Raw genomic sequence first — 19,907 nt, forward strand, 5'->3', positions numbered from 1 at the left:
GCTTGGCCTTGCGGGTCTTGCGACGGCGGTGTGCCGAGGAACTCATGTCGTGCCTGCCTGTTCGTCATGGGGGACGGTGGTGCGGTGGTGCGTCCCGCACGCTAGCGATCAGGAACTGGACAAAAGCCGGTTTCGGTGCGGCAAGTGGAAGCCTTATGGCGCCGTTAAGGGACCGAAAGGGACCGGTTAAGTACGGGGGCTGAAGCGGCCGGGAGACGGGCCGGGCGGAGGTCCAGGGGCCGGGCCGGCGGAGACCCGCCCACGCCCCACGCCGAAACGTTCACCCCCCGCCGCCACCGGCCTGCGTACGCCCCGCCGCGCGCCGCCCCCGCGACCGGCCCAGCCGCCGCCCCAGCCGCCGGCGCAGGCGGTGCCCGGTGTGCCGGCGGCGTGCCGCGCGGGTCCGCCGTACGCCGTCCAGCGCGAGCCACACCCGCACCTCGGTGCCGCCCAGCACGGACCGGCCGATCCGGACGTCCCCGCCGGTCGTCTCCGCGAGCCGCCGCACGATGTCCAGGCCGAGCCCGGTGGACCCGTCACCACCGTCCCCGTGGCCGCGCCGCAGGGCCGCGTCCGGGTCGTCGATGCCCGGGCCGGCGTCCGACACCAGCACGATCACCGCGTCCTCGGCGTTGTGCACGTCCACCGCTAAGGCGGTGCCCTCGGGGGTGTGCCGGAAGACATTGCCGAGCATCGCGTCCAGTGCCGCCGCGAGGTCGGGGCGTGCGACGGGGATGCGTACGGGCCGGTCCGCGCCCGCGACGCGCACCGTGCGCCCCTCGTCCTCCGCGAGCGCCGACCAGAAGTCCATCCGCTCCCGGATCACTTCGGCCGCGTCGCAGCCGACCGCCGCGGCCAACTGCTGGGCATGCGCCTTCTGCTGCCGCGCGGTACGGATGATCTGGTCGACCTCGCGCTCCAGCTGGGCCACCGCCTCGCGCGTCTGGTCGGCCGCCGGGCCCTCGCCGAGCGAGGCGGCGTTCAGGCGCAGCACGGTCAGCGGGGTGCGCAGGCGGTGGGAGAGGTCGGCGGCCAGCTCGCGTTCGTTGGCCAGGAGCTGCACGACCTGGTCCGCCATCGCGTTGAAGGCGGCGGCCGCCGAGCGCAGTTCCCTGGGACCGTCCTCCCGTACCCGTACGCCCAGCTTGCCCTTGCCCAGGTCGTGGGCGGCACCGGCCAGGCGCTCGGCGGGCCGCACCATACGGGTGCCGAGGCGGTCGGCGACGGCGACCGAGCCGACGATCAGCGCGAGGCCGACGCCGGCCAGCAGCGCCCACGAGGTGGTGACGCCGTTGGTGAGCGCGGCCTCCGGGACGTACACCTCGACCACCGCGATGCCGGAGGCCACGGCGGTGGGCTGGAGCAGCACCGAGCCGCCGGGCGCGGGCGCGATGGAGGCGCGGCCGAGTTCGACCGCGGCGTCCACGTCCTCGGGCCTGGCCCGACGGGAGCCGATCTCGGCAGGTTCGCCGCCTTTCGCGCCCGCCGGAACGTGGACGCCGATGTATCCGCCCGGCCCGCTCTCGGTGCTGGCGACGGCGCGTTCCAGCTGTGCGTGGTCGGTGGTGATGGCCAGCACGGGGCCGATGGTGGCCGCCTGCCGTTCGGCGTTGGAGAACGCGCGGTCCTTGGCCATCTCCTTGACGACGAGCCCGAGCGGTACGGCGAAGGCCACCACGACCATCACGGTGACCGCCAGACACACCTTGACCAGGGCCCATCTCACGGCGTCGGCTCCGGTGCCGACGCCGGGAAGGGCCCGGTCCGCGCGGGCGGCTCCGGCGCGTGCGCCCCGCGGGACACGGCCGGCGTGAGCGTCACAGCGGTGGCTCCAGCTTCACGCCCACCCCGCGCAGGGTGTGCAGATACCGCGGTCGCGCGGCCGTTTCGCCCAGTTTGCGGCGCAGCCAGGAGAGGTGGACGTCGATGGTCTGGTCGTCACCGTAGGACTGCTGCCAGACCTCGGCGAGGAGTTCCTTGCGGGGTACGACGACGCCCGGGCGGCCGGCGAGGAAGGCGAGCAGGTCGAACTCGCGGCGGGTCAGGTCGAGCGCCGTACCGTCCAGTTCGGCCTGGCGGCGCAGCGGGTCGATGCTCAGGCCGCCCACCTGGAGCACCCGGGACGGCGGCTCACCGCCTGCGGTGGCGCCCCGGGAGCGGCGCAGCACGGCGGACATCCGGGCGGAGAGGTGTTCCACCGAGAAGGGTTTGGTGAGGTAATCGTCGGCGCCGTCGTTCAGGAGCCGGACGATCTCGGCCTCGTCGTCCCGCGCGGTGGCGATGATCACGGGTACGTCGGTGATCCCGCGCAGCATCTTCAGGGCCTCCGCCCCGTCCAGGTCGGGCAGGCCGAGATCCAGGATGACGACGTCGAAGCCGACGTGAGCCACCTCGCGCAGCGCCTCCAGGGCCGTACCGACGCTGCGTACCGTGTGGGACGCCTCGGTCAGATGCCGGATGAGGGCCGAGCGCACGAACTGGTCGTCCTCGACCACGAGCACACTTGCCATGGGCGGCACCGTACGCCATTCGAGTGCTCTTCTTTACGTGAGATTGACGCCGTGGGGCGTGCCATCGGCCCTCATTTCGACGGGTGTTGCCCGTCGCGTCCGTCCCGCCCCGGAACCTCCCGCCCTACCGCCTTCGTCCCGTCCCACCACGGCCCTCCGGCCCGCTTCCCCGGCCGGGCCCGTGGTGCAATATGAGCCGGATGCACAGAGGACTGGTTCACACGGCGGCCTGGACGCTGGCGACGGGCGCCGCCGTCACGCTGTCGTGGTTCGGCGTGCACACCGTGCTGGCCGGTACGGCGTACGACCCGCCGCGCGCGCTCCCGCTGTCCGACAACGCGCCGTCCGCATCCCCCGGAACCGACGACGCCACACCCCGCGCCTCCTCCACGCACCGGCCCAAGCCGTCCGGGCCGGCCTCCCCCCGCCCTGACCAGCCCACCGAGCCGGGCGATCATCACAAGGGGGCCGACGGCGGCACGTCCGGTGGCGGCGGAAGAGACACGGGCAACGGCCCGCAACCACCACCCGGCGGCACCGCCCCGCCCGCCACAGGCAGCACGGTGAAAAGTTTCTCCACCGCGGGCGGCCGGGTGGTCATCGACATGGGCACCCGCTCCGCCCAGTTGGTGTCGGCCACCCCGGACGCGGGCTGGCAGATGCAGGTGTGGCAGCAGGACCAGTGGCTCCGGGTCGACTTCAAGGGCGGCACGGGACACACCTCGGTCATCTGCGCCTGGAACGGCCACCCGCCGATGGTCGAAACGGACAACCACGCGACGTGAGAACCACGTTGACCGGCGGCGCTCCGGACCGCCCGCAGCTCACCGGACCGCCCGCGGCTCAGGTGAAGACGGCGGGCGGCGGGGACGGCGAGTCCACCGCGGTCGCGTCCGTCACCGGCTGCGCGCCGCCGGTGAAGTCCAGCAGCGCGCGCCCGTGTTCGACCCGGCCCTGCTGCGGGTCGGTCGCGGCCCGCCGGGTCAGCTCGGCCACCGGGAGCGGGCCGGCGGCGGCGAGCAGTACGGCGTTCCCGAAGCGCTTGCCCCGCAGGACGGCCGGATCGGCGGTCAGGCACAGCTCGGGGAAGACCGTACGGACGGTGGCGACCTGCGCCCGTACGAAAGTCAGCGGCGGGCCGTCCGCGAGGTTCGCCGCGTACCAGCCGCCGGGCCGCAGCGCCCGCGCGGCCTCAGCCGCGAACTCGGCGCTCGTCAGGTGCGCCGGGGTGCGGGCGCCGCGGAACACGTCCGCGATCACCAGGTCGGCCCAGCCGTCCGGAATCCTGGCGAGCCCCGCGCGGGCGTCCGCGCCGCGCACCTTGATCCGCCAGCCACTGTCCCAAGGGAGTTCCCTGCGGACCAGTTGGACCAGCGGCGCGTCGATCTCCACGGCCTGCTGGGTCGAGCGCGGGCGGGTGGCCGCCACGTAGCGCGCCATCGTCAGCGCCCCGCCGCCCAGGTGCACCACCTGGAGGGGCTTGCCGGGCGGCGCGGCGAGATCGACGATGTGCCCGAGGCGGCGCTGGTACGCGAAGTCCAGGTACGCCGGGTCGTCCAGGTCCACATGGGACTGCGGGGCGCCGTCGATGAGCAGGGTCCAGCCGCGTGGCCGGTCCCGGTCGGGACGCAGTTCGGCGATGCCGCCGTCCACGGTTTCCACCACGGCTTCGGGCCCCGTACGGGACCGGCCGCGCCTGCTCTTCGCCATGGCTCCAGTATGCCGCGTCGCCGCAGGTCAGAGTGTGCGGTGGAGGCGGGGGCGGCCGGCTCGGGGACGACCGGCCCCGGAGGCGGCCCGCCCGGCCTCAGCGGCAGCGGTCGACGGCCTCGATCGTGCGGGCCGCCTCGCCGAGGGCCTCGCGCAGGACGACGGGGTCGGTGGCCGTGCCGCAGGCACCGTCCGGGTGCACCAGCCAGTCGGTGCCCGTGACGGGCGGCTCGGCGGGGGCGCTGCCGCCGTCCCGCGCGCCGTCCGCGGGCGCCTCGCGCTCGTACGTCTGCGTACAGGCGCTCCCCGGCAGGTCCCAGCCGTCGGCCGTGCCCGGTGGCACGAGGAAGCCGAGGGTGTCGCACGCGTCGTCGTGCAGGACCGGGCCGACGCCGGCCCGCAGCCGCAGGATGTCGACCGCCTCCAGGCCCTGGCGGGCCGGCACCGTCACCAGGTCACGGGTCCGGGGCGCCTCGGGGAGCACATTGCGCTCCGTGGAGGGCCAGCGCCGGTCCGGGGCCGGCGAACCGTGGCCGCCGGACCGGCTGTTGGGACGCGCCGCGCGGCCGGCGTGTCCGGCACCGCCGTGCACCGCTCCCCCGGCACCCGCCTCGCCGCTGACGGCGGTCTTGACGTTGGCCACGCCGGTCTTCCGCACGGAAACCCCTCCTCTGCACGCGCCGCTCCCTTTACTTCCTGTTCAACGTCCGGACACGTCAACGGCTACGGCGGCAGGACGCCGCAAAGAATGGCACTTCATGGCGGATCGTGCGTGAGATATCCGGTTTGTAGGCAAACCCTGCGTGTCGGCCACGTCACAGCTAGTACCGTCGTCCCGCCGCACCGCCAGGCCGCGGCACCGCCACGGAGACGGCACGGAGGATCTGCCATGGCGTCGCCAGCCGCGAGATCAGCGTCGTCCCACGTTCCCGCCCAGCCCAACCGCGCCTTCCGGCAGTTGCGCGGCCGCCTGTCGCCGGGTGAGTTCGCGGCGGCGGTGCGCCGCGCCGCGCGCGAGATCGGGGAACAGGTCGCGTGCGACGCCCGATACGTGGGCCGCGTCGAGGCCGGCGAGATCCGGTGCCCGAATTACGCCTACGAACGGGTGTTCCGGCACATGTTCCCCGGGCTCGCCCTCGCGGACCTGGGGTTCGCGCCGCGCGAGTCGGTACGCGGGCGGCGGGCCCGTACGGCCCAGGCCCGTACGGCACCGGGGGACGCCGGTACGGGGGCGGGGCACACCGGGGCGCTTCCCGGCGCACGGACGGGCTCCGGGCCGGCCGCCGGAGACCCGGCAGGGCCCGGGGCCGGCCCCGGGCATCGCGATACGGACTTCTCGACCCGCAAGGAGAGCGACGTGCTGCGTCGCGCGTTCATCACCGGCGGCCCGGCCGCCGCGCTGGGGCTCACCGCCCTGTCACCGTTCGTCCCGGAGGCGGCGGCCGGGCCCCGCGTACCGGGCGGCGTGCCCCGCGTACCGGGCCCTTCCTCGGCGGACGGCCCCGGGCGGGCCGGCGAGTCCGAGGCAGCGGCCGTGGAAGAGGCGGTGCGCCGCATCCGGCTGCTGGACGACCGGCACGGCGGGGAGGGCCTGTACCGGCGCGCCGCGAAGCCGCTGCGCACCGCGTACGAGCTGCTGGACGCCGGGGTGCACCGCGGCTCCGTCAGCGACCGCCTGCACACGGGCGCGGGCGAACTGGCCATCTCCGTCGGCTGGCTGGCCCACGACTCGGGCCGGTTCGGCGACGCCCGGTCGCACTACGCCGAGGCACTGGCCACCGCCCGCGTCGCCGGGGACGCCGCCCTGGAGGCGCACGCCTTCTGCAACACCGCCTTCCTGGCACGCGACGCGAACCGCCCCCGGGAGGCCGTACGAGCCGCGCAGGCCGCGCAGCAGGCGGCGAAGCACCTCGGGTCGCCGCGCCTGCTGTCCCTCCTGGCGCTGCGCGAGGCGGGCGGCTGGGCCGGGCTGGGCGACCGCAGGAGCTGCGAGCAGGCGCTGCTGCGGGCCCAGCGGCTCTTCGCCCGGGGGCCGTCCGACGACGATCCGGCGTGGATGTCCTTCTACGGGGAGGCCGAGCTGGCGGGGCTGGAGGCGCAGTGCTGGTCCGCGCTGGGCGAGCAGGGGCGCGCGGCGACGTACGCGCGCCGGGCGGTGGCGCTCCAGGACCCGCACTTCACGCGGAACATCGCCCTGTTCACCGCGGAACTCGCGGGTGATCTCGCGCACAGCCGGGCCCCGGAGGAGGCCGCCACGGCCGGGACGCGGGCGCTGATCCTCCTGGAGGACGTCCGGTCGGCCCGTATCCGGACGATGCTGGACTCGACGGCGCGGGCGCTGCGGCCGTACCGCGACGGGGCGGGACGGACGGGCGGCGAGGTCGGCGCGTTCCTGGACCGGCACGCCGCCACCCGGCCGCCCGTGCGGACGACGGCCGGGAAGGGCGGGCGGCGGACGGCGTACGGTCCGGGGGCGAGGCGGGGCCCGGGGGCATGGTCAGGGCCGGGGTCGCAGACGGATGCGCATACGGTCTGACCGGGCGGGGCGCAGGCTCCGGCTCCTCGCAGCCCCACGGCACGGGGGTTCAGCCCAGGTGGCCGGTGTCGTTCCAGCGCTCGATCGCCGGTTCCCCGTACGCCCAGCCCAGCACCGACAGGGACGTCGGCTCCAGGCGGATGCGGGCGGCGAAGGAGACGTCCAGGCCGAGCCAGCGGGCTCCCAGGGAGCGCAGGATGTGGCCGTGGGCGAAGACCAGGACGTCGCGGTCGGCCGAGCGGGCCCACTCCACGACCTCGTCGGCCCGTGCCGCGACCTCGGCCAGCGTCTCGCCCTCGGGGACGCCGTCGCGCCAGATCAGCCAGTCCGGGCGGCCGGCCTTGATGTCGGCCGGCGTCAGGCCCTCGTACGCGCCGTAATCGACCTCCATCAGCGCGTCCCAGTCCTGGGCGCGGTCGCCGAAGCCGGCCAGCTGACAGGTCTCCTTCGCGCGCATCAGGGGGCTGGTGCGGACCTCGACGTCCGGCAGGCCGTTCCAGGGCGCGCGGTGCAGCCGCTCGCCCAGGAGCTTGGCGCCGCGGCGGCCCTCCTCCAGGAGCGGAATGTCCGTACGTCCGGTGTGCTTGCCGGACAGGGACCACTCCGTCTGCCCGTGCCGGGCCAGCAGAATGCGCGGTGCCATGGGAAATACCTCTGGCCGATTGCTCGGCTTTTCCGTTGTCGGAGTCCGCTTCGGAACTCTTTTTGTTCGACTGGTGCTCGATGGTGACCGGCTCATGCCGCCATGTGGCGGTGGCCGTCCGTTCCATCATCGCGCATCGCCCTGACTTCCCGGGGCGGGCCCTCCCCGCCGGAAGCATCCAGCCATACGGCGTACGGTGGAGGGTCGGCGTTTTTCGCGCCGGCGGGTGCCGCGCCGAGCCGCGCACCCCTCGTACCAGGCCCGCGACCGATCCGCCACGGGCATCGCATGTTGGAGAACGACCACGATGGACGCCGTAGCGCGCCGCCTCGCGGCTGCCGGCAGCCGGCCGCGCTGGTGGACGGAACTGCCCCTGCTGGCCCTCGTGTACGTGGCCTACTCCGCGGGCCGCCTCGTGGCCCGCGGGGACGCGCACACCGCCGCGGGACACGGTGAAACGATCCTCCGGTGGGAGGAGGTGCTGCGGCTCGATCCGGAACCCGCGCTGAACCGCTTCTTCACCGCCACGCCCGCCATCGGCATCCCCGCCGACTTCGCGTACGCCTCACTGCACTACCTGGTCACACCCGCCGTCCTCATCTGGCTGTGGAACCGGCGCCCCGAGCGCTACCGCGCACTTCGTACGTGGCTCATGCTGGCCACCCTCATCGGGCTGATCGGCTTCACGCTGCTGCCGACCGCGCCGCCGCGCCTGCTGGAGGCGGGCAGCGGCTTCGCCGACACCATGGCGCAGTTCTCCTCGTACGGATGGTGGGGCGGCGACGCGAGCGCGCCGCGCGGGCTCGGCGGCATGACGAACCAGTTCGCGGCGATGCCCAGCCTCCATGTGGGATGGGCGCTGTGGTGCGGCGTGGTGCTGTGGCGGCACGGCCGGTCGCCGGTGACGCGGGGCCTCGGCGCGGCGTATCCGCTGCTCATCGTGCTGGTCGTGATGGGCACCGCCAACCACTACCTGCTCGACGCGCTGGCCGGTACGGCCGTGATGGGGCTGGGGCTGCTGCTGACCCGCCCGGCGCTGCGGCTCGCGGACGGCGTGCGCGGGCGGTTCCGGGCCGGCGGGCGGACCGGGACGCGCATGGGGGCGACGGGCGCGGTCGGCGCGGCGGGAACGGCGAACGCCACGAGCGCGGCGGGCACGGTCGGCGCGGCGGGCGCTACAAGCGCGGCGGGTGCCGGAGACGGCCTGGTCATGGGCTCGGCGGCCGACCTTCCGGCCGCTCGGGCGACGGGTGTCCACGCGAATGTCAGTGGCGGATGCCAGACTTCCGCGGGTGAACGTTTTCCGCGACAGCCGACCCGCCGCGGCCGACCGGCCGCCGGAGCAGCCGCCGCCGCGGCCGCAGCCGACGACGGGGTTGCGACAGCGGCTCAGTGAGCTGCGCGGCCCCGGCGTGCGGCCGCGGCCGCTGGACGCCCGCTCGCTCGCCGCGCTGGCCGCCAACCCCGGCTGCCGCCGCCGCGCGCTGCTGGACGGCGCCGGGGTCGACAAGGCGGCCCTCGCGGGCGCCCTCGGTTCACCCGCGGCCTTCGGGCAGTCACAGTTCGCGCTGGCCCGGGGCAACTCCTTCGAGGCCCGCGTCAAGGCGGACGGCGGCGCGGACCTGATGCGGCTGGTCCACGAGCGCGTAGGGGGCGGCGCGGAGGCCCCCGAGCCCGGCCGGACCGCCGTCCCGGACCTGTCCGCCGCCGGCCCCGAAGGGCGGGCCGCCCGTACGGCTCTGGCCTTGCGCGAGGCCACCGCGACCGGCGGCTGGACGCTGCTGGACCATCCGTTGATCACCCTGGACGTGGCCGGGTCGCCCGCGTATCTGGAGCCGGACGCGGTCGTGGTGCATCCGGACGGCGGCTGGACGGTCGTGGAGATCAAGTCCTTCCCGATGATCGACGGTTCCGCCGATCCGGCCAAGGTCGGCGCCGCGGCCCGGCAGGCGGCTGTGTACGTCCTCGCGCTGGAGCGGGTGGCCGGGCAGGTGCATGCCAGTACGGGCCGTACGGTGACGGTGCGGGACCGGGCACTGCTGGTCTGCCCGAAGGACTTCGCGAACCTCCCCACCGCCGAGGCCGTCGACATCCGTAAACAACTGGCGACGACACGACGTCAGTTGCGGCGCCTCACCCAGGTCGAGGAGATCGCCGGGGCCCTCCCGCCCGGCACCACCTTCGACCTGCGCCTCGCGGACGACGGGAAGACCGTGACGCGGTCCGCCGCCGAGCTGACCGAGGCGGTCGAGTCCGTGGACGCGGCCTACGCCCCGGAGTGCCTGGCCGCCTGCGAGCTGGCCTTCCACTGCCGCGGGCGGGCCCGCGCGGCAGGCGCCGTGGAGTCGCTGGGCCGCGGGGTGCGCGGTGAGCTGGGCGGGCTGCGTACTGTCGAGGAGGTGCTGGCGGCAGCGCGTACGGAGAGCGCGACGGACGCGGCGCCCGGCCTCCCGGGGGCGACCGCCTGCCCTTCGGCCCCGGGCACCGATACCAGCACACCTACCGACACCGACACCGCCGCCAATGCGGACGCCCCCGCCGCCGAAGCGCTGCGCCGCGCGGCCGCCCTGCGCGCCGAAGCCCTGGCCGCCGCCGGATACGGCACCGCCAGGGACGCGGCGGGCCGCGCCGGAGAGCGGACGGACCGCGCCGGGGAACGGACCGAGGACGGGGCCGACGGCCGGGACCAGAGCCGGGCCGACGGCGCCCAGGGGGTGGCGGCATGTCGCTGATCGAGGTGCTCGCCAGGATGGAAGCCGTGGCGGCGGGCCGTGCCCAGCCGCTGACGACGGTCCGGCACCGCCATCTGTCCGCCCGTCCGCTGGTGTTCGTCCCGTTGACGACCTCGGGTGAGGCGGGCGCCCCGCTGGGCGCCCTGATCGGTACGGACCGCGAGAAGCCGCTGCTGCTCGCCGTGCCGCAGCCGCGCGACCGTGACCTGCGGTTCGCGTTCCTCGCCGAGCTGGCCGAGACCGTCCTGCCGTACGTGGACGGGTACGCGGACACCGTCGAGCTGGAGGAACGCAAGGAGACCGACCCCGAGACGGGCAAGAAGGTCCCGGTCGAGGTCGAGCTGTGCGCGGACGCGCCGCAGGTCGTCGTGCCGAGCGCGGCCGGCGTGGAGTACGTACGCCTGCTGGGCCGGTCCATGCGGTTCCGGCGGACCGCCGAACAGGAACCGGACACACCGCACCCGGCGCCTCCTCATGTGCCGCTGCTGGGCCGCTGGTTCACCCACTTCGGCGAGCGGGCCCGGGTGCCCGGCGCGAGCCTGCTGCTGCCGATGACCGGGCTGCTCAGCCGCCACTGGGCGACCGGTCAGAGCAACCTGGAGGACCAGCACCTGGGCGCGCTGCTCGCCTGGATAGACCCTCCCGGGGGCGAGCACGGCGCGACGGCCGCGCAGCGCGCCGAGACGGCACGGGACGCGGACGGCCAACTGCTGTGCCCGCCCGCCGGACCGGCCACGGACCCGGCCTTCGACAACAAGCGCCTCGCCCCGGCGATGGCCCGTTACGACGCAGGGCTGCCCGGCGCCGAGGACGAGATCCGCGGCCTGGTCGAGAGCCAGCTGCGACCCACCTGGGACGCCGTGTGGCAGGGCATCGATCTGCTGCGCGGCCTGCCGGAGGGCTCCCGGGTGGCCGACCGCTGGAAGCGCGACCGCTGGTCGTACACCGCGCACCGCGACCGGGTACGGACCGGTGAGCCGCCGCAGCCCAAGCGGGACGACGCGATCACGGCCGCGCAGAAGCTGTCCTCCCGGGAGACCGCGCAGGCGCAGCTGGACGCGCAGGAGGCACTGGACGACCCGCTGGTCATGGCGGGCCGGCGGCTCACCGGAGAGGCGCTGGTCGGCGAGGTGACCGCGGTCGAGATGGCGTATTCGCAGGGCAAGCGGCCGATGCCGCGCCCGCTGGTCACGCTGTGGACCGACGACCGGCCGCAGCTGGCCGAGGGCGGCAAGCTGTACCGCCCGCTGCCGGAGGGGAAGGCCCAGCCCGCCGAGTTCATCGCGTACACGACGGACGGGCCGGGCGGGCTGGTCGTCCGGCTGACCGGCGGGATGGGGCGGGGGAAGACCCCGGAGCCCGGGTCGGTCCCGGAGCCGGGCGACCGGGTGTGCTGGACCCTGTTCGAGCACCAGCCGCGCGGCGGCCCGGAGCTCCCCGACCCCGAGGACACACCGTGGACACACGGCGGGCCGCCCGCGGCCGACACCGCCGTACGGCCCGCGGACCTGCCCGATCCCGTCACCGCGGAGGACTTCCTGTGACCGAGGCCCGCCCCGCGCACCCCGACGAGCCCGCGCATCCCGACGCGCTCGCGCACCCCGACGAGCCCACACCCTCCGACGTGCCCGCCGCGCGGCGGCCGGACGGCGCGACGCACCCCGCCCCGAGCACCGCGCACGCCACCCCGAACGCGATGCCCTCCGCCCCGGGTGCCGCGCCCTTCGACCCCGGCGCGGCGGCGGCCGAGGCCACCGACGCGATCGTGCACAGCACGCTGTACGGCACGCACCGCGGCGTCGTCGTCGACTCGCCGCCGGGCGCGGGCAAGTCGACCCTGGTGGTGCGGGCGGCCCGCGAACTGGCCGCGGCCGGACGCCCGCTGATGATCGTCGCGCAGACCAACGCGCAGGTGGACGATCTGGTACTGCGGATCGCCGAGAAGGACCCCGAGCTGCCGGTCGGCCGGTTGCACAGCAGCGAGCCGGGCGCGTTCGACCCCGCGCTCGCGGAGCTGCCCGCCGTCCGTACGTCGTCGAAGGTCGCCGACCTGGCCGGACTGGACATCGTCGTCTCGACGGCCGCCAAGTGGGCGTACACGAAGGTCGACGAGCCGTGGCAGCACGCCATCGTGGACGAGGCGTACCAGATGCGTTCGGACGCGCTGCTGGCCGTCGGCGGCCTGTTCGAGCGGGCGCTGTTCGTGGGCGATCCGGGGCAGTTGGACCCGTTCAGCGTGGTGGGCGCCGGCCAGTGGGCCGGGCTGGCCTACGACCCGTCGGCCAGCGCCGTGACGACCCTGCTCGCGCACAATCCCGGCCTGCCGCAGCACCGGCTGCCGGTGTCGTGGCGGCTGCCGGCCTCCGCGGCGCGGCTGGTCTCCGACGCGTTCTATCCGTACACACCGTTCCGCAGCGGTACGGACCACGGCGACCGGCGGCTCGCGTTCGGCGTGCCGTCCGACGGTTCGGGCGTGGACCGCGTACTGGACGAGGCCGCCGAGTCCGGCTGGGGGCTGCTCGAACTGCCCGCCCGCCACACCCCGCGTACGGACCCGGAGGCAGTGCACGCCATCGCCCGGGTGGTGCGGCGGCTGCTCGACCGGGGCGGCGCGGCGACCAGCGAGCGCTCCCCCGAGCCGGCGCCGCTGACGGCCGGCCGGATCGCGGTCGGCACGGCCCACCGCGACCAGGCGGCGGCGGTCCGGGCCGCGCTGGCCGGGCTCGGGGTCAGCGGTGTCGCGGTGGACACCGCAAACCGGCTGCAGGGACGGGAGTTCGACGTCACGGTCTTCCTCCACCCGCTCTCCGGCCGCCCCGACGCGACCGCCTTCCATCTGGAGACGGGCCGGCTGTGCGTCCTGGCCTCGCGCCACCGGCATGCCTGCATCGTGGTCTGCCGGGCGGGCGTACCGGAGTTGCTGGACGAGCACCCCTCGGCGGAGCCCGTGCAACTGGGCGTCACGGTCAAGTTCCCGGACGGCTGGGAGGCGAACCACGCGGTACTGGCCCATCTGAACGAGCACCGGGTGCCCTGGCGGCCTTGAGCGGCAGGCACTGCCGCGGGCCTGCTCCGTCCGGCACGGCAAACACCAACAGCCATAGCAGACAGCAGACAGCAGACAGCAACGAGCAGGGCGCGCATCGGCCGGCGCGGCGCATTGCCGCCGCCGTGCGCCGCTTACGGACGTACGGTGGCGGTGCGGGCGCGGGGCAGGGGCGCGCGGCACGTGGCGCGCCGCTCCCGATGGGCGGGCGAGCCCCCGTAAGGGCGCATCCCCAGGCGCACTTGCGCGGCGCGGGACAATGGAACGCGGCACACGATCCAGGAGGTACGTACATGTCCGAGCCGCAACCGGCTTCCGACCCGCGCGGGACGGCCCCCGCGTCCCGGCGCCTGAAACCGGCTCCGCTGCTCTTCGAGCCTCCGGAAGCCACATCCGATCCCGAACACTTCTTCGACCTGGAGTCCATCGAGGACCCTAAGGAGCTGCTCGCCCGCTCCACCGAGCTGACGCTGGCCTTCCGCGCGGCGGCGGACCGGGCCACGGAGTTCCAGGCGATGGCGGCGGCCCACCTGGCCGACCCGCGGCGCTTCGACCGGCTGCCGCTCTCCGTGATCGCCGAGCGCGCCGACTGGACCGAGGACTACGCGGCGAAGATGGTCGAGTTCGGCCGCGGCCTGCTGCGCAGCGGTGGCGGCAGCCGCCTGGACGCCACGGACTGAACGGTTCAGCTCGGGCCCCCGCTTGGCCCCCGGCCCATGACCAGCCAGGTTGATCATGGGCCGCTGGCATATGCGGGCGCGGAAACATACCCCACACCGACCCGTCCTGTCCCGATTTCAGCCATTCCGCAGAAACGGAACGCCTGATACCGGTAGACCAGGGCCCATGAGCGACTGGCCCTCCGGGCACCCCCGCCGTCCCGCGCCCGCCACCACGTTCCACTCCGCGTCGTTCGTCACGCTCGCCGGCGCCGACTGGCTCGCCTCCGCCGCCCCGTGCCCGGAGACCGTGCACGCCCGGTGGGCGTCCCGCCCGGACGCCCCGAGCACCCTGCCGTGCGGCACCGTCTTCGACGTGATCAACGCGCCCGCGCTCTTCGGCCGCGACCTGGTGGACCGCTTATGGACCGCGGGGCCCGGCTCCGGCCCGGTCGCCACCCACCGCGGCCGCATCCTGCTGTTCACGGAGCCCGGCACGGCCCGGCGGCTGCCCGCCCTGCTCGGCTGGGAGGAGTGGTCCGGCTCCGTACCGCCGCTGCTCTGCCACGGCCCGGGCGACGCGGTGACCGTGCCGCCCCTCTTCCCGCACCAGCCCGCGCACCGGTCACCACAGCCGGAGCCCGACCTGGAGCCCCACCTGAAGCCCGGCCCGGAGTCCCACCCAACCTCACACCCGACCCCGCACCCGGCCTCCCAGCACACCCCCCACAGCACGCTCACCGCCCAGTACGGCCCCCTCAGCACCGCGGCAGCCGCCCCCGGCCCCGGCGCCGACCCCGAAGACCCCACGCCCGACCTCGCCGCCTCCCGCTGGCTTGTCGCCCCGGACGTGCGCCACCCCTGGCTCCCCGGCCCCGGCGCCCTCCTCTGGGCCTGCATACGGGCCGCCCGCCGCGCCACCGCCACCCGAACGGCGCCACCGCTCCCACCCCTGTGACCAGCGCCACCGTCGCCCGGACGGCCCCGGAAACCGGGCCCGGCGAGGCCGCCGCGCCCCGCACACCCCGGTGCGGGGCCGGTCCGGCGGAATCGATTTTTGCGCCGCCCGATCAGGATGCTAATGTTTTCCACGTCAGCAGGCGCCGCTAGCTCAGTTGGTTAGAGCAGCTGACTCTTAATCAGCGGGTCCGGGGTTCGAGTCCCTGGCGGCGCACCGACAGAAGAAGGCCCCCACCTCGGTGGGGGCCTTCTTCGTGCGCCGGAAAACCGGAGCGGGAGGGACAGGAGAAACGGAAGGGGCAGGAGGGACGAGCGCACCGTCTCAGCCGCTCCGGCCCACCTTGACCGTCCAGTCCCCCGAGGACGACCGCCCGTACACCTGTACCCGGACCCCGTCCTCGGCGTCGTCCAGGCTTTCGCCCGCGCCGAGCGGCGCATCAGCAAGCCGGGGGAATACGGAAGTCCCCCAACACGCCTCGGTACCGGGGTGGCCGTCCAGCACCTCCACCGGACCGCTCCCGGACGCGGTCTCGCTGTGTACGCGGTAGACCAGCACGCCCTCGGTGCAGACGTCGTGATCGTTGCCGACCGCGCCGCGTGCCTCGATGGCCAGCGCGTCGCGTGGTCCGGTGCGTACGACCAGGAGCCGTGCCCGCCGCTCGTCGCCCGGCCCCATGGGGGCCGACAGCGGCCGCAGGGTGTGCACGGTGGCGCGCCGCTCCTTGGCGGGGGAGACGCACGTCACCTGGCGGTCGCCGAGCCAGCCGACCTTCCACTTGTGCCAGCCGAAGGGGTCCGGGGCGAGGCCGAACTGGCTGCCCATGAGGTCCCAGTCGCCCACGTAGGTGTCCCAGTCGCCCTTGCCGTCCCGGGGCCGGTGGTAGAGGTCCGGCAGGTCGAAGACATGGCCGGTCTCGTGGGCCAGCACGTTGCGGTCCGGTGGGCTCTGCTCGAAGACGGTGACGAACCGGCTGAGGTCCGCTTCGTCGGCGCGCAGCGGCCGGTCGAGGTTGACGACCTTGGTGGCGTCGGAGTCGACGCCGGCCGCGTCCGGGTCGGCGACGAGGTAGACGACGTCGTAGCGGCTGAAGTCCACCGAGCCGTCGGCGGCCGCGACGGCGTCGCGGAGGTAGGCGGCGCGGCGGTCGGCGTCCCAGTCCCGGCGTATGCCGTAGGTGCTGGAGGTCTGGGGCATCCGCACCCAGCGGCGCTGGATGTCGGGGCGCAGGGTGAAGCGGCCGTAGGACGCGCGCCCGAAGAAGCGGGAGGTGGCCGGGAAGTAGTCCGCGGCCAGTTCACGGGTATCGGCGACGGGTTCGGAGTCCGGGAAGGACAGGAAGACCATGACGGCGTCGAGTGTGCGGGCCGGACGGGGGTAGGCGCGGTTCCAGGTGTCCAGGCCCTCGGAGTGGTGTGCGTCGGTGCGGGTCAGGGCGCAGGGCGGTGTTCCCTCGGACGCGGTGGCGGGGCCGGCGATGACGGAGGTGGCTATGACCGCGCTGAGGGAGGTGGCCACCGCGGCCACCCGGCGCAGTACCTGACGTTCCACCTCCGGAGGTGGCTGGGCGCGTGGCACATCGACCTCCCGGTACGGATTCGGAGCACCCTCACCACCTTGTGATGGTTTGCCGGATTCCGCCCAGTTCCGGGGCCCCAGACGAGTGACCGGCCCAACTCCCCACCCCGTAACGGAAAGTCACTATCGATCGTTGACCGGATACGCACGAACACAGCCGGACGAAAATGGCCAAACTTCCGCCATGGGTGCCGATGATCACGGTTACGTCGCTGGCTACGCCCTTGCGGCAGCCTCTATGATCGCCACACTTTCCAGCGCGGATTCCCCCCTCCATCACGAGACAAGCGCCATGCGGGAGCGAGCAGTGAGCGGATACCCCGGCGGCACGGGCCGCGCGCCCGGAACGACGCTCTCCGCGGTGACGGAGCGTAATGAACCGACCAATGAATCCGCCGGAGGCCAGGACGGCGCCTCCGGCCCGGAACACACCGGCGGCCCCACCGCGGCCGACGGACGCACCCGGCCCGGCGCCCACGACGACCAGCGGACGGGCGCCCGCGGCGAACCGGACGTTGGTGACGGCTCGGCGGCCTCGCTGCGCGACTACCGCGCCGCCTTCCGGGCCGCCCGCGCGCCACTGGCCGTACTGAACCGCGAGGGCCTGATCCTCGCCGCCAACCCCGCCTTCGGCGAACTGGTCGGCGCGGCGCCGGACGAACTGGTCGCGGCGACCGCCGCCGACCTGACCGAACTGGGCACCGACCCGCGCATCTGGGCCGCGTACCGCGAGGTGCTGCGCGGCCACAGCGACCGGCTGCGGTGCACCCGACGACTCAAACATCCCGACGGGCAGTTCCTGTGGGCCGAGGTGACGGTCGAGCCGCTGCCGGACGAGGACTGCGTCCTGCTGTCCGTCTCGGACATCAGCGACCGGCACGACCTGCTGGCCCGGCTGCGCCACCTCCAGATGCACGACCCGGTGACCCGGCTGCCCAACCGCGCGCTGTTCTTCGAGCGGCTGGCGGGCGCGCTGGAGTCGGCCGCCTTCGAGCAGCACGGTACGGGCCGGGTCGGCCTGTGCTACCTCGACCTGGACGGCTTCAAGGCCGTCAACGACACCCTCGGGCACCGGGTCGGCGACCGGCTGCTGGGCGCGGTGGCCCAGCGCCTGACGCACTGCGCCGAGAGCCTGACCGAGCGCGGCGCGGTACGCGGCCGCAGCGGCCACCTGGTGGCGCGGCTGGGCGGCGACGAGTTCGCGCTCCTCGTGGAGGACTCGGCCGGTACCGAACAACTCGCCGAACTGGCCCAGCGCGTGCTGGACGCGCTCCAGCGGCCGTTCGACCTGGCCGGGCAGCGGCTCTCCGTCTCGGCGAGCATCGGCGTCGTGGAGCGCGCGGCGACCGGCACCACCGCGACCGGTCTGATGCAGGCCGCGGACACCACGCTGTACTGGGCGAAGGAGGACGGCAAGGCCCGCTGGACGCTCTTCGACCCGGAGCGCAACGCGCACCGGATGACCCGCCAGGCCCTGTCCAGCACCCTGCGGCCCGCGGTGGACCGCGGTGAGTTCACGCTGGAGTACCAGCCGCTGGTCGGGCTCGGTGACGGGCGGGCGCAGGGCGTCGAGGCGCTGGTGCGCTGGCGGCATCCGCAGTTCGGCACACTGTCGCCGAATCGGTTCATCGGATTGGCGGAGGAGAACGGCTCGATCGTCGAGCTGGGCCGCTGGGTGCTGGCCCGCGCCTGCCATCAGGCCCGCGCCTGGCAGCTGGCGCGTCCGGGCGCCGAGCCGCTGTTCGTCAGCGTCAACGTCGCCGTACGGCAGGTGTGGGACTCCGACCTGGTCGCGGACGTGGCAGGCATCCTCGCCGAGACCGGGCTGCCGCCGGCCCTGCTCCAGCTGGAGCTGACCGAATCGGCCGTGATGGGGTCGGCCGGGCGCCCGCTCCAGGCGCTCCAGGCGCTGAGCGAGATGGGCGTACGGATCGCCATCGACGACTTCGGGACCGGTTACTCGAACCTGGCATACCTCAGCCGGCTGCCGGTGTCCGTACTGAAGCTCGACGGCTCCTTCGTCCGGGGGTTCCGCTCGCAGGAACACCCGAACCCGGCGGACGAGACGATCGTGGAGGCGCTGGTCGCGCTCGCGCACCGGCTGGGCCTGACGGTCACGGCGGAGTGCGTGGAGAGCGCCGAACAGGCGGAACGGTTGCGTCGTATCGGCTGCGACACCGGGCAGGGGTGGCTGTACTCCCGCCCGGTGCCCCCGGACCGGGTCTGTGACCTGATCGGCGCGGGGCGGCAGACCGGCGCGTAGCGGCTGCGGAGGGAGCGGGCGGAGCAGCACACTCCCCCGCCCGCTCCGACGCATCCGCCCGTTCCCCGGGCGGCACCAGGGTCACGCCGCCGTCCGCGCGACGGTCACACCGTCGGCAGCCCGTACGCGTCGGCGATCAGCTCGTACGAACGCAGCCGGACGTCGCCGCCGTGCGCGTTGGCCGTGATCATCAGCTCGTCCGCGCCGGTGCGCTTGGCGAGGTCGTCCAGGCCGGCGCGGACGGCATCCGGCGTGCCGTGGATGATGTTGGCCAGCCAGCTGTCGACGAAGTCCCGTTCCATGGCGCTGAACGCGTACGCCGCCGTCTCCTCGGGGCTGGGCACCAGCCCGGGGCGCCCGGTGCGCAGCCGGATCATGGACAGCGCGCCGGTGAGGACCTGGCGGTAGGCCGCCTTCTCGTCCTCGGCGGCCAGCGCGGCGACGCCGATCAGCGCGTACGGCTCGGAGAGGACCGCGGAGGGGCGGAAGGACTCGCGGTACAGGTCCAGCGCGGGGATGGTGTTCGCCGCCGAGAAGTGGTGGGCGAAGGCGAACGGCAGGCCCAGGCGGCCCGCCAGCTGGGCGCTGAAGCCGGAGGAGCCGAGCAGCCACAGCGGCGGCCGGTGCGCCGACTGGACGCCGCCCGGTGACGTCGCCTGCACCGGGCCCGGCACCGCGTGGATGCGGCTGTACGGGTGCCCGTCGGGGAAGTCGTCGTCCAGGAAGCGGGTCAGTTCGGCGAGCTGCTGCGGAAATTCGTCGGCTCCCTCGTGCAGTCGCTCCGTACGGCGCAGGGCGGCGGCGGTGGCGCCGTCGGTGCCGGGCGCGCGGCCGAGGCCGAGGTCGACGCGGCCGGGAGCCATCGCTTCGAGCGTGCCGAACTGTTCGGCGATCACCAGCGGCGCGTGGTTGGGCAGCATGACGCCGCCGGAGCCGAGCCGGATGCGCTCGGTGTGCGCGGCGAGGTGCGCCAGCAGGACCGCGGGCGACGAGGACGCCACACCGGGCATCGAGTGGTGCTCGGCGACCCAGTAGCGGTGGAAGCCGCGGCGCTCGGCCGTGCGGGCGATGCCGACGGCGGTCCGTACGGCCTCGGAGGCGGTGTGCCCGGCGCCCACGGTCACCAGGTCCAGTACGGACAGGGGTACCGGCGCGGTGCCGAGGGCCGTGCCCCGTATGCCGTCGCCGCTGCGGGCGTCATCGGCCGGGCTGCCGGTGCCGGCCCGGTGGCCGGCCTCGGCTCCGTTGCCGTCGTGGTCCCGGATCTCGTCG

The 19,907-nt window shown here is 74.6% G+C and carries 16 protein-coding genes and 1 tRNA gene; 10 read left to right on the forward strand and 7 right to left on the reverse strand.

The genetic code is table 11. From position 1 onward, the window contains the following. Positions 1–280 precede the first annotated feature (280 nt). The gene (locus ACZ53K_RS04930) at positions 281–1,726 is read right to left on the reverse strand and encodes a sensor histidine kinase (protein ID WP_468832113.1); all 1,446 of its coding nucleotides are present in this window, start codon (positions 1,724–1,726) and stop codon (positions 281–283) included. A 91-nt stretch (positions 1,727–1,817) separates the two neighbouring features. Next, positions 1,818–2,510, reverse strand: a complete 693-nt coding sequence (locus tag ACZ53K_RS04935; RefSeq protein ID WP_468832114.1) for a response regulator transcription factor — start codon at positions 2,508–2,510, stop codon at positions 1,818–1,820. Positions 2,511–2,710: 200 nt separating this feature from the next. On the opposite strand from ACZ53K_RS04935, the gene ACZ53K_RS04940 reads away from it, so the two are divergent. Next, positions 2,711–3,295, forward strand: a complete 585-nt coding sequence (locus ACZ53K_RS04940) for a hypothetical protein (protein ID WP_468832116.1) — start codon at positions 2,711–2,713, stop codon at positions 3,293–3,295. A 58-nt stretch (positions 3,296–3,353) separates the two neighbouring features. Here ACZ53K_RS04940 and ACZ53K_RS04945 read toward each other — a convergent pair whose 3' ends face one another. Next, a complete protein-coding gene (locus ACZ53K_RS04945; RefSeq protein ID WP_468832117.1) occupies positions 3,354–4,220 on the reverse strand; it encodes a spermidine synthase in 867 nt (288 codons plus the stop codon). 97 nt (positions 4,221–4,317) lie between these two features. Further along, positions 4,318–4,812, reverse strand: coding sequence for a hypothetical protein (locus ACZ53K_RS04950; protein WP_468832348.1), 495 nt, complete (start codon positions 4,810–4,812; stop codon positions 4,318–4,320). A 297-nt stretch (positions 4,813–5,109) separates the two neighbouring features. Between ACZ53K_RS04950 and ACZ53K_RS04955 the strand changes: the two genes are divergently transcribed. Continuing rightward, a complete protein-coding gene (locus ACZ53K_RS04955) occupies positions 5,110–6,756 on the forward strand; it encodes a tetratricopeptide repeat protein (RefSeq protein WP_468832118.1) in 1,647 nt (548 codons plus the stop codon). Positions 6,757–6,805: 49 nt separating this feature from the next. Here the strand turns inward: ACZ53K_RS04955 and ACZ53K_RS04960 are convergent, their stop codons facing one another. Continuing rightward, the gene (locus ACZ53K_RS04960; protein ID WP_468832120.1) at positions 6,806–7,399 is read right to left on the reverse strand and encodes a histidine phosphatase family protein; all 594 of its coding nucleotides are present in this window, start codon (positions 7,397–7,399) and stop codon (positions 6,806–6,808) included. Between the two features lie 307 nt (positions 7,400–7,706). Here ACZ53K_RS04960 and ACZ53K_RS04965 point away from each other — a divergent pair, with 307 nt between their 5' ends. The 7 genes from ACZ53K_RS04965 to ACZ53K_RS04995 all read left to right on the forward strand — a co-directional run bounded on the left by ACZ53K_RS04965 (position 7,707) and on the right by ACZ53K_RS04995 (position 15,010). After that, positions 7,707–8,795 (forward strand): phosphatase PAP2 family protein, encoded by a 1,089-nt coding sequence (locus ACZ53K_RS04965; protein ID WP_468832121.1) that lies wholly within the window; start codon positions 7,707–7,709, stop codon positions 8,793–8,795. After that, positions 8,692–10,131 (forward strand): hypothetical protein, encoded by a 1,440-nt coding sequence (locus ACZ53K_RS04970; protein WP_468832122.1) that lies wholly within the window; start codon positions 8,692–8,694, stop codon positions 10,129–10,131. The genes ACZ53K_RS04965 and ACZ53K_RS04970 overlap by 104 nt, the downstream gene beginning before the upstream one ends. After that, complete coding sequence (locus ACZ53K_RS04975) at positions 10,122–11,675, forward strand: hypothetical protein (protein WP_468832123.1); 1,554 nt, start codon at positions 10,122–10,124, stop codon at positions 11,673–11,675. Before ACZ53K_RS04970 ends, ACZ53K_RS04975 begins: the two co-directional genes overlap by 10 nt. A 152-nt stretch (positions 11,676–11,827) precedes the next feature. Continuing rightward, the gene (locus ACZ53K_RS04980) at positions 11,828–13,177 is read left to right on the forward strand and encodes an AAA domain-containing protein (RefSeq protein ID WP_468832349.1); all 1,350 of its coding nucleotides are present in this window, start codon (positions 11,828–11,830) and stop codon (positions 13,175–13,177) included. A gap of 293 nt (positions 13,178–13,470) precedes the next feature. Beyond that, positions 13,471–13,857, forward strand: coding sequence for a hypothetical protein (locus ACZ53K_RS04985; protein ID WP_468832125.1), 387 nt, complete (start codon positions 13,471–13,473; stop codon positions 13,855–13,857). A 166-nt stretch (positions 13,858–14,023) separates the two neighbouring features. Next, on the forward strand, positions 14,024–14,794 hold the full coding sequence (locus ACZ53K_RS04990) for a hypothetical protein (protein ID WP_468832126.1): 771 nt from the start codon (positions 14,024–14,026) through the stop codon (positions 14,792–14,794). Positions 14,795–14,936: 142 nt separating this feature from the next. Beyond that, positions 14,937–15,010 (forward strand) — tRNA-Lys (locus ACZ53K_RS04995). Between the two features lie 108 nt (positions 15,011–15,118). Here the strand turns inward: ACZ53K_RS04995 and ACZ53K_RS05000 are convergent. Then, a complete protein-coding gene (locus ACZ53K_RS05000) occupies positions 15,119–16,372 on the reverse strand; it encodes a M6 family metalloprotease domain-containing protein (protein ID WP_468832128.1) in 1,254 nt (417 codons plus the stop codon). A gap of 292 nt (positions 16,373–16,664) precedes the next feature. Between ACZ53K_RS05000 and ACZ53K_RS05005 the strand changes: the two genes are divergently transcribed. Then, a complete protein-coding gene (locus ACZ53K_RS05005) occupies positions 16,665–18,635 on the forward strand; it encodes a putative bifunctional diguanylate cyclase/phosphodiesterase (RefSeq protein ID WP_468832129.1) in 1,971 nt (656 codons plus the stop codon). Positions 18,636–18,739: 104 nt separating this feature from the next. Here the strand turns inward: ACZ53K_RS05005 and ACZ53K_RS05010 are convergent, their stop codons facing one another. After that, on the reverse strand, positions 18,740–19,813 hold the full coding sequence (locus ACZ53K_RS05010) for an LLM class flavin-dependent oxidoreductase (RefSeq protein ID WP_468832351.1): 1,074 nt from the start codon (positions 19,811–19,813) through the stop codon (positions 18,740–18,742). Positions 19,814–19,907 lie beyond the last annotated feature (94 nt).

It is taken from the genome of Streptomyces sp. NPDC033221 (assembly GCF_055577005.1).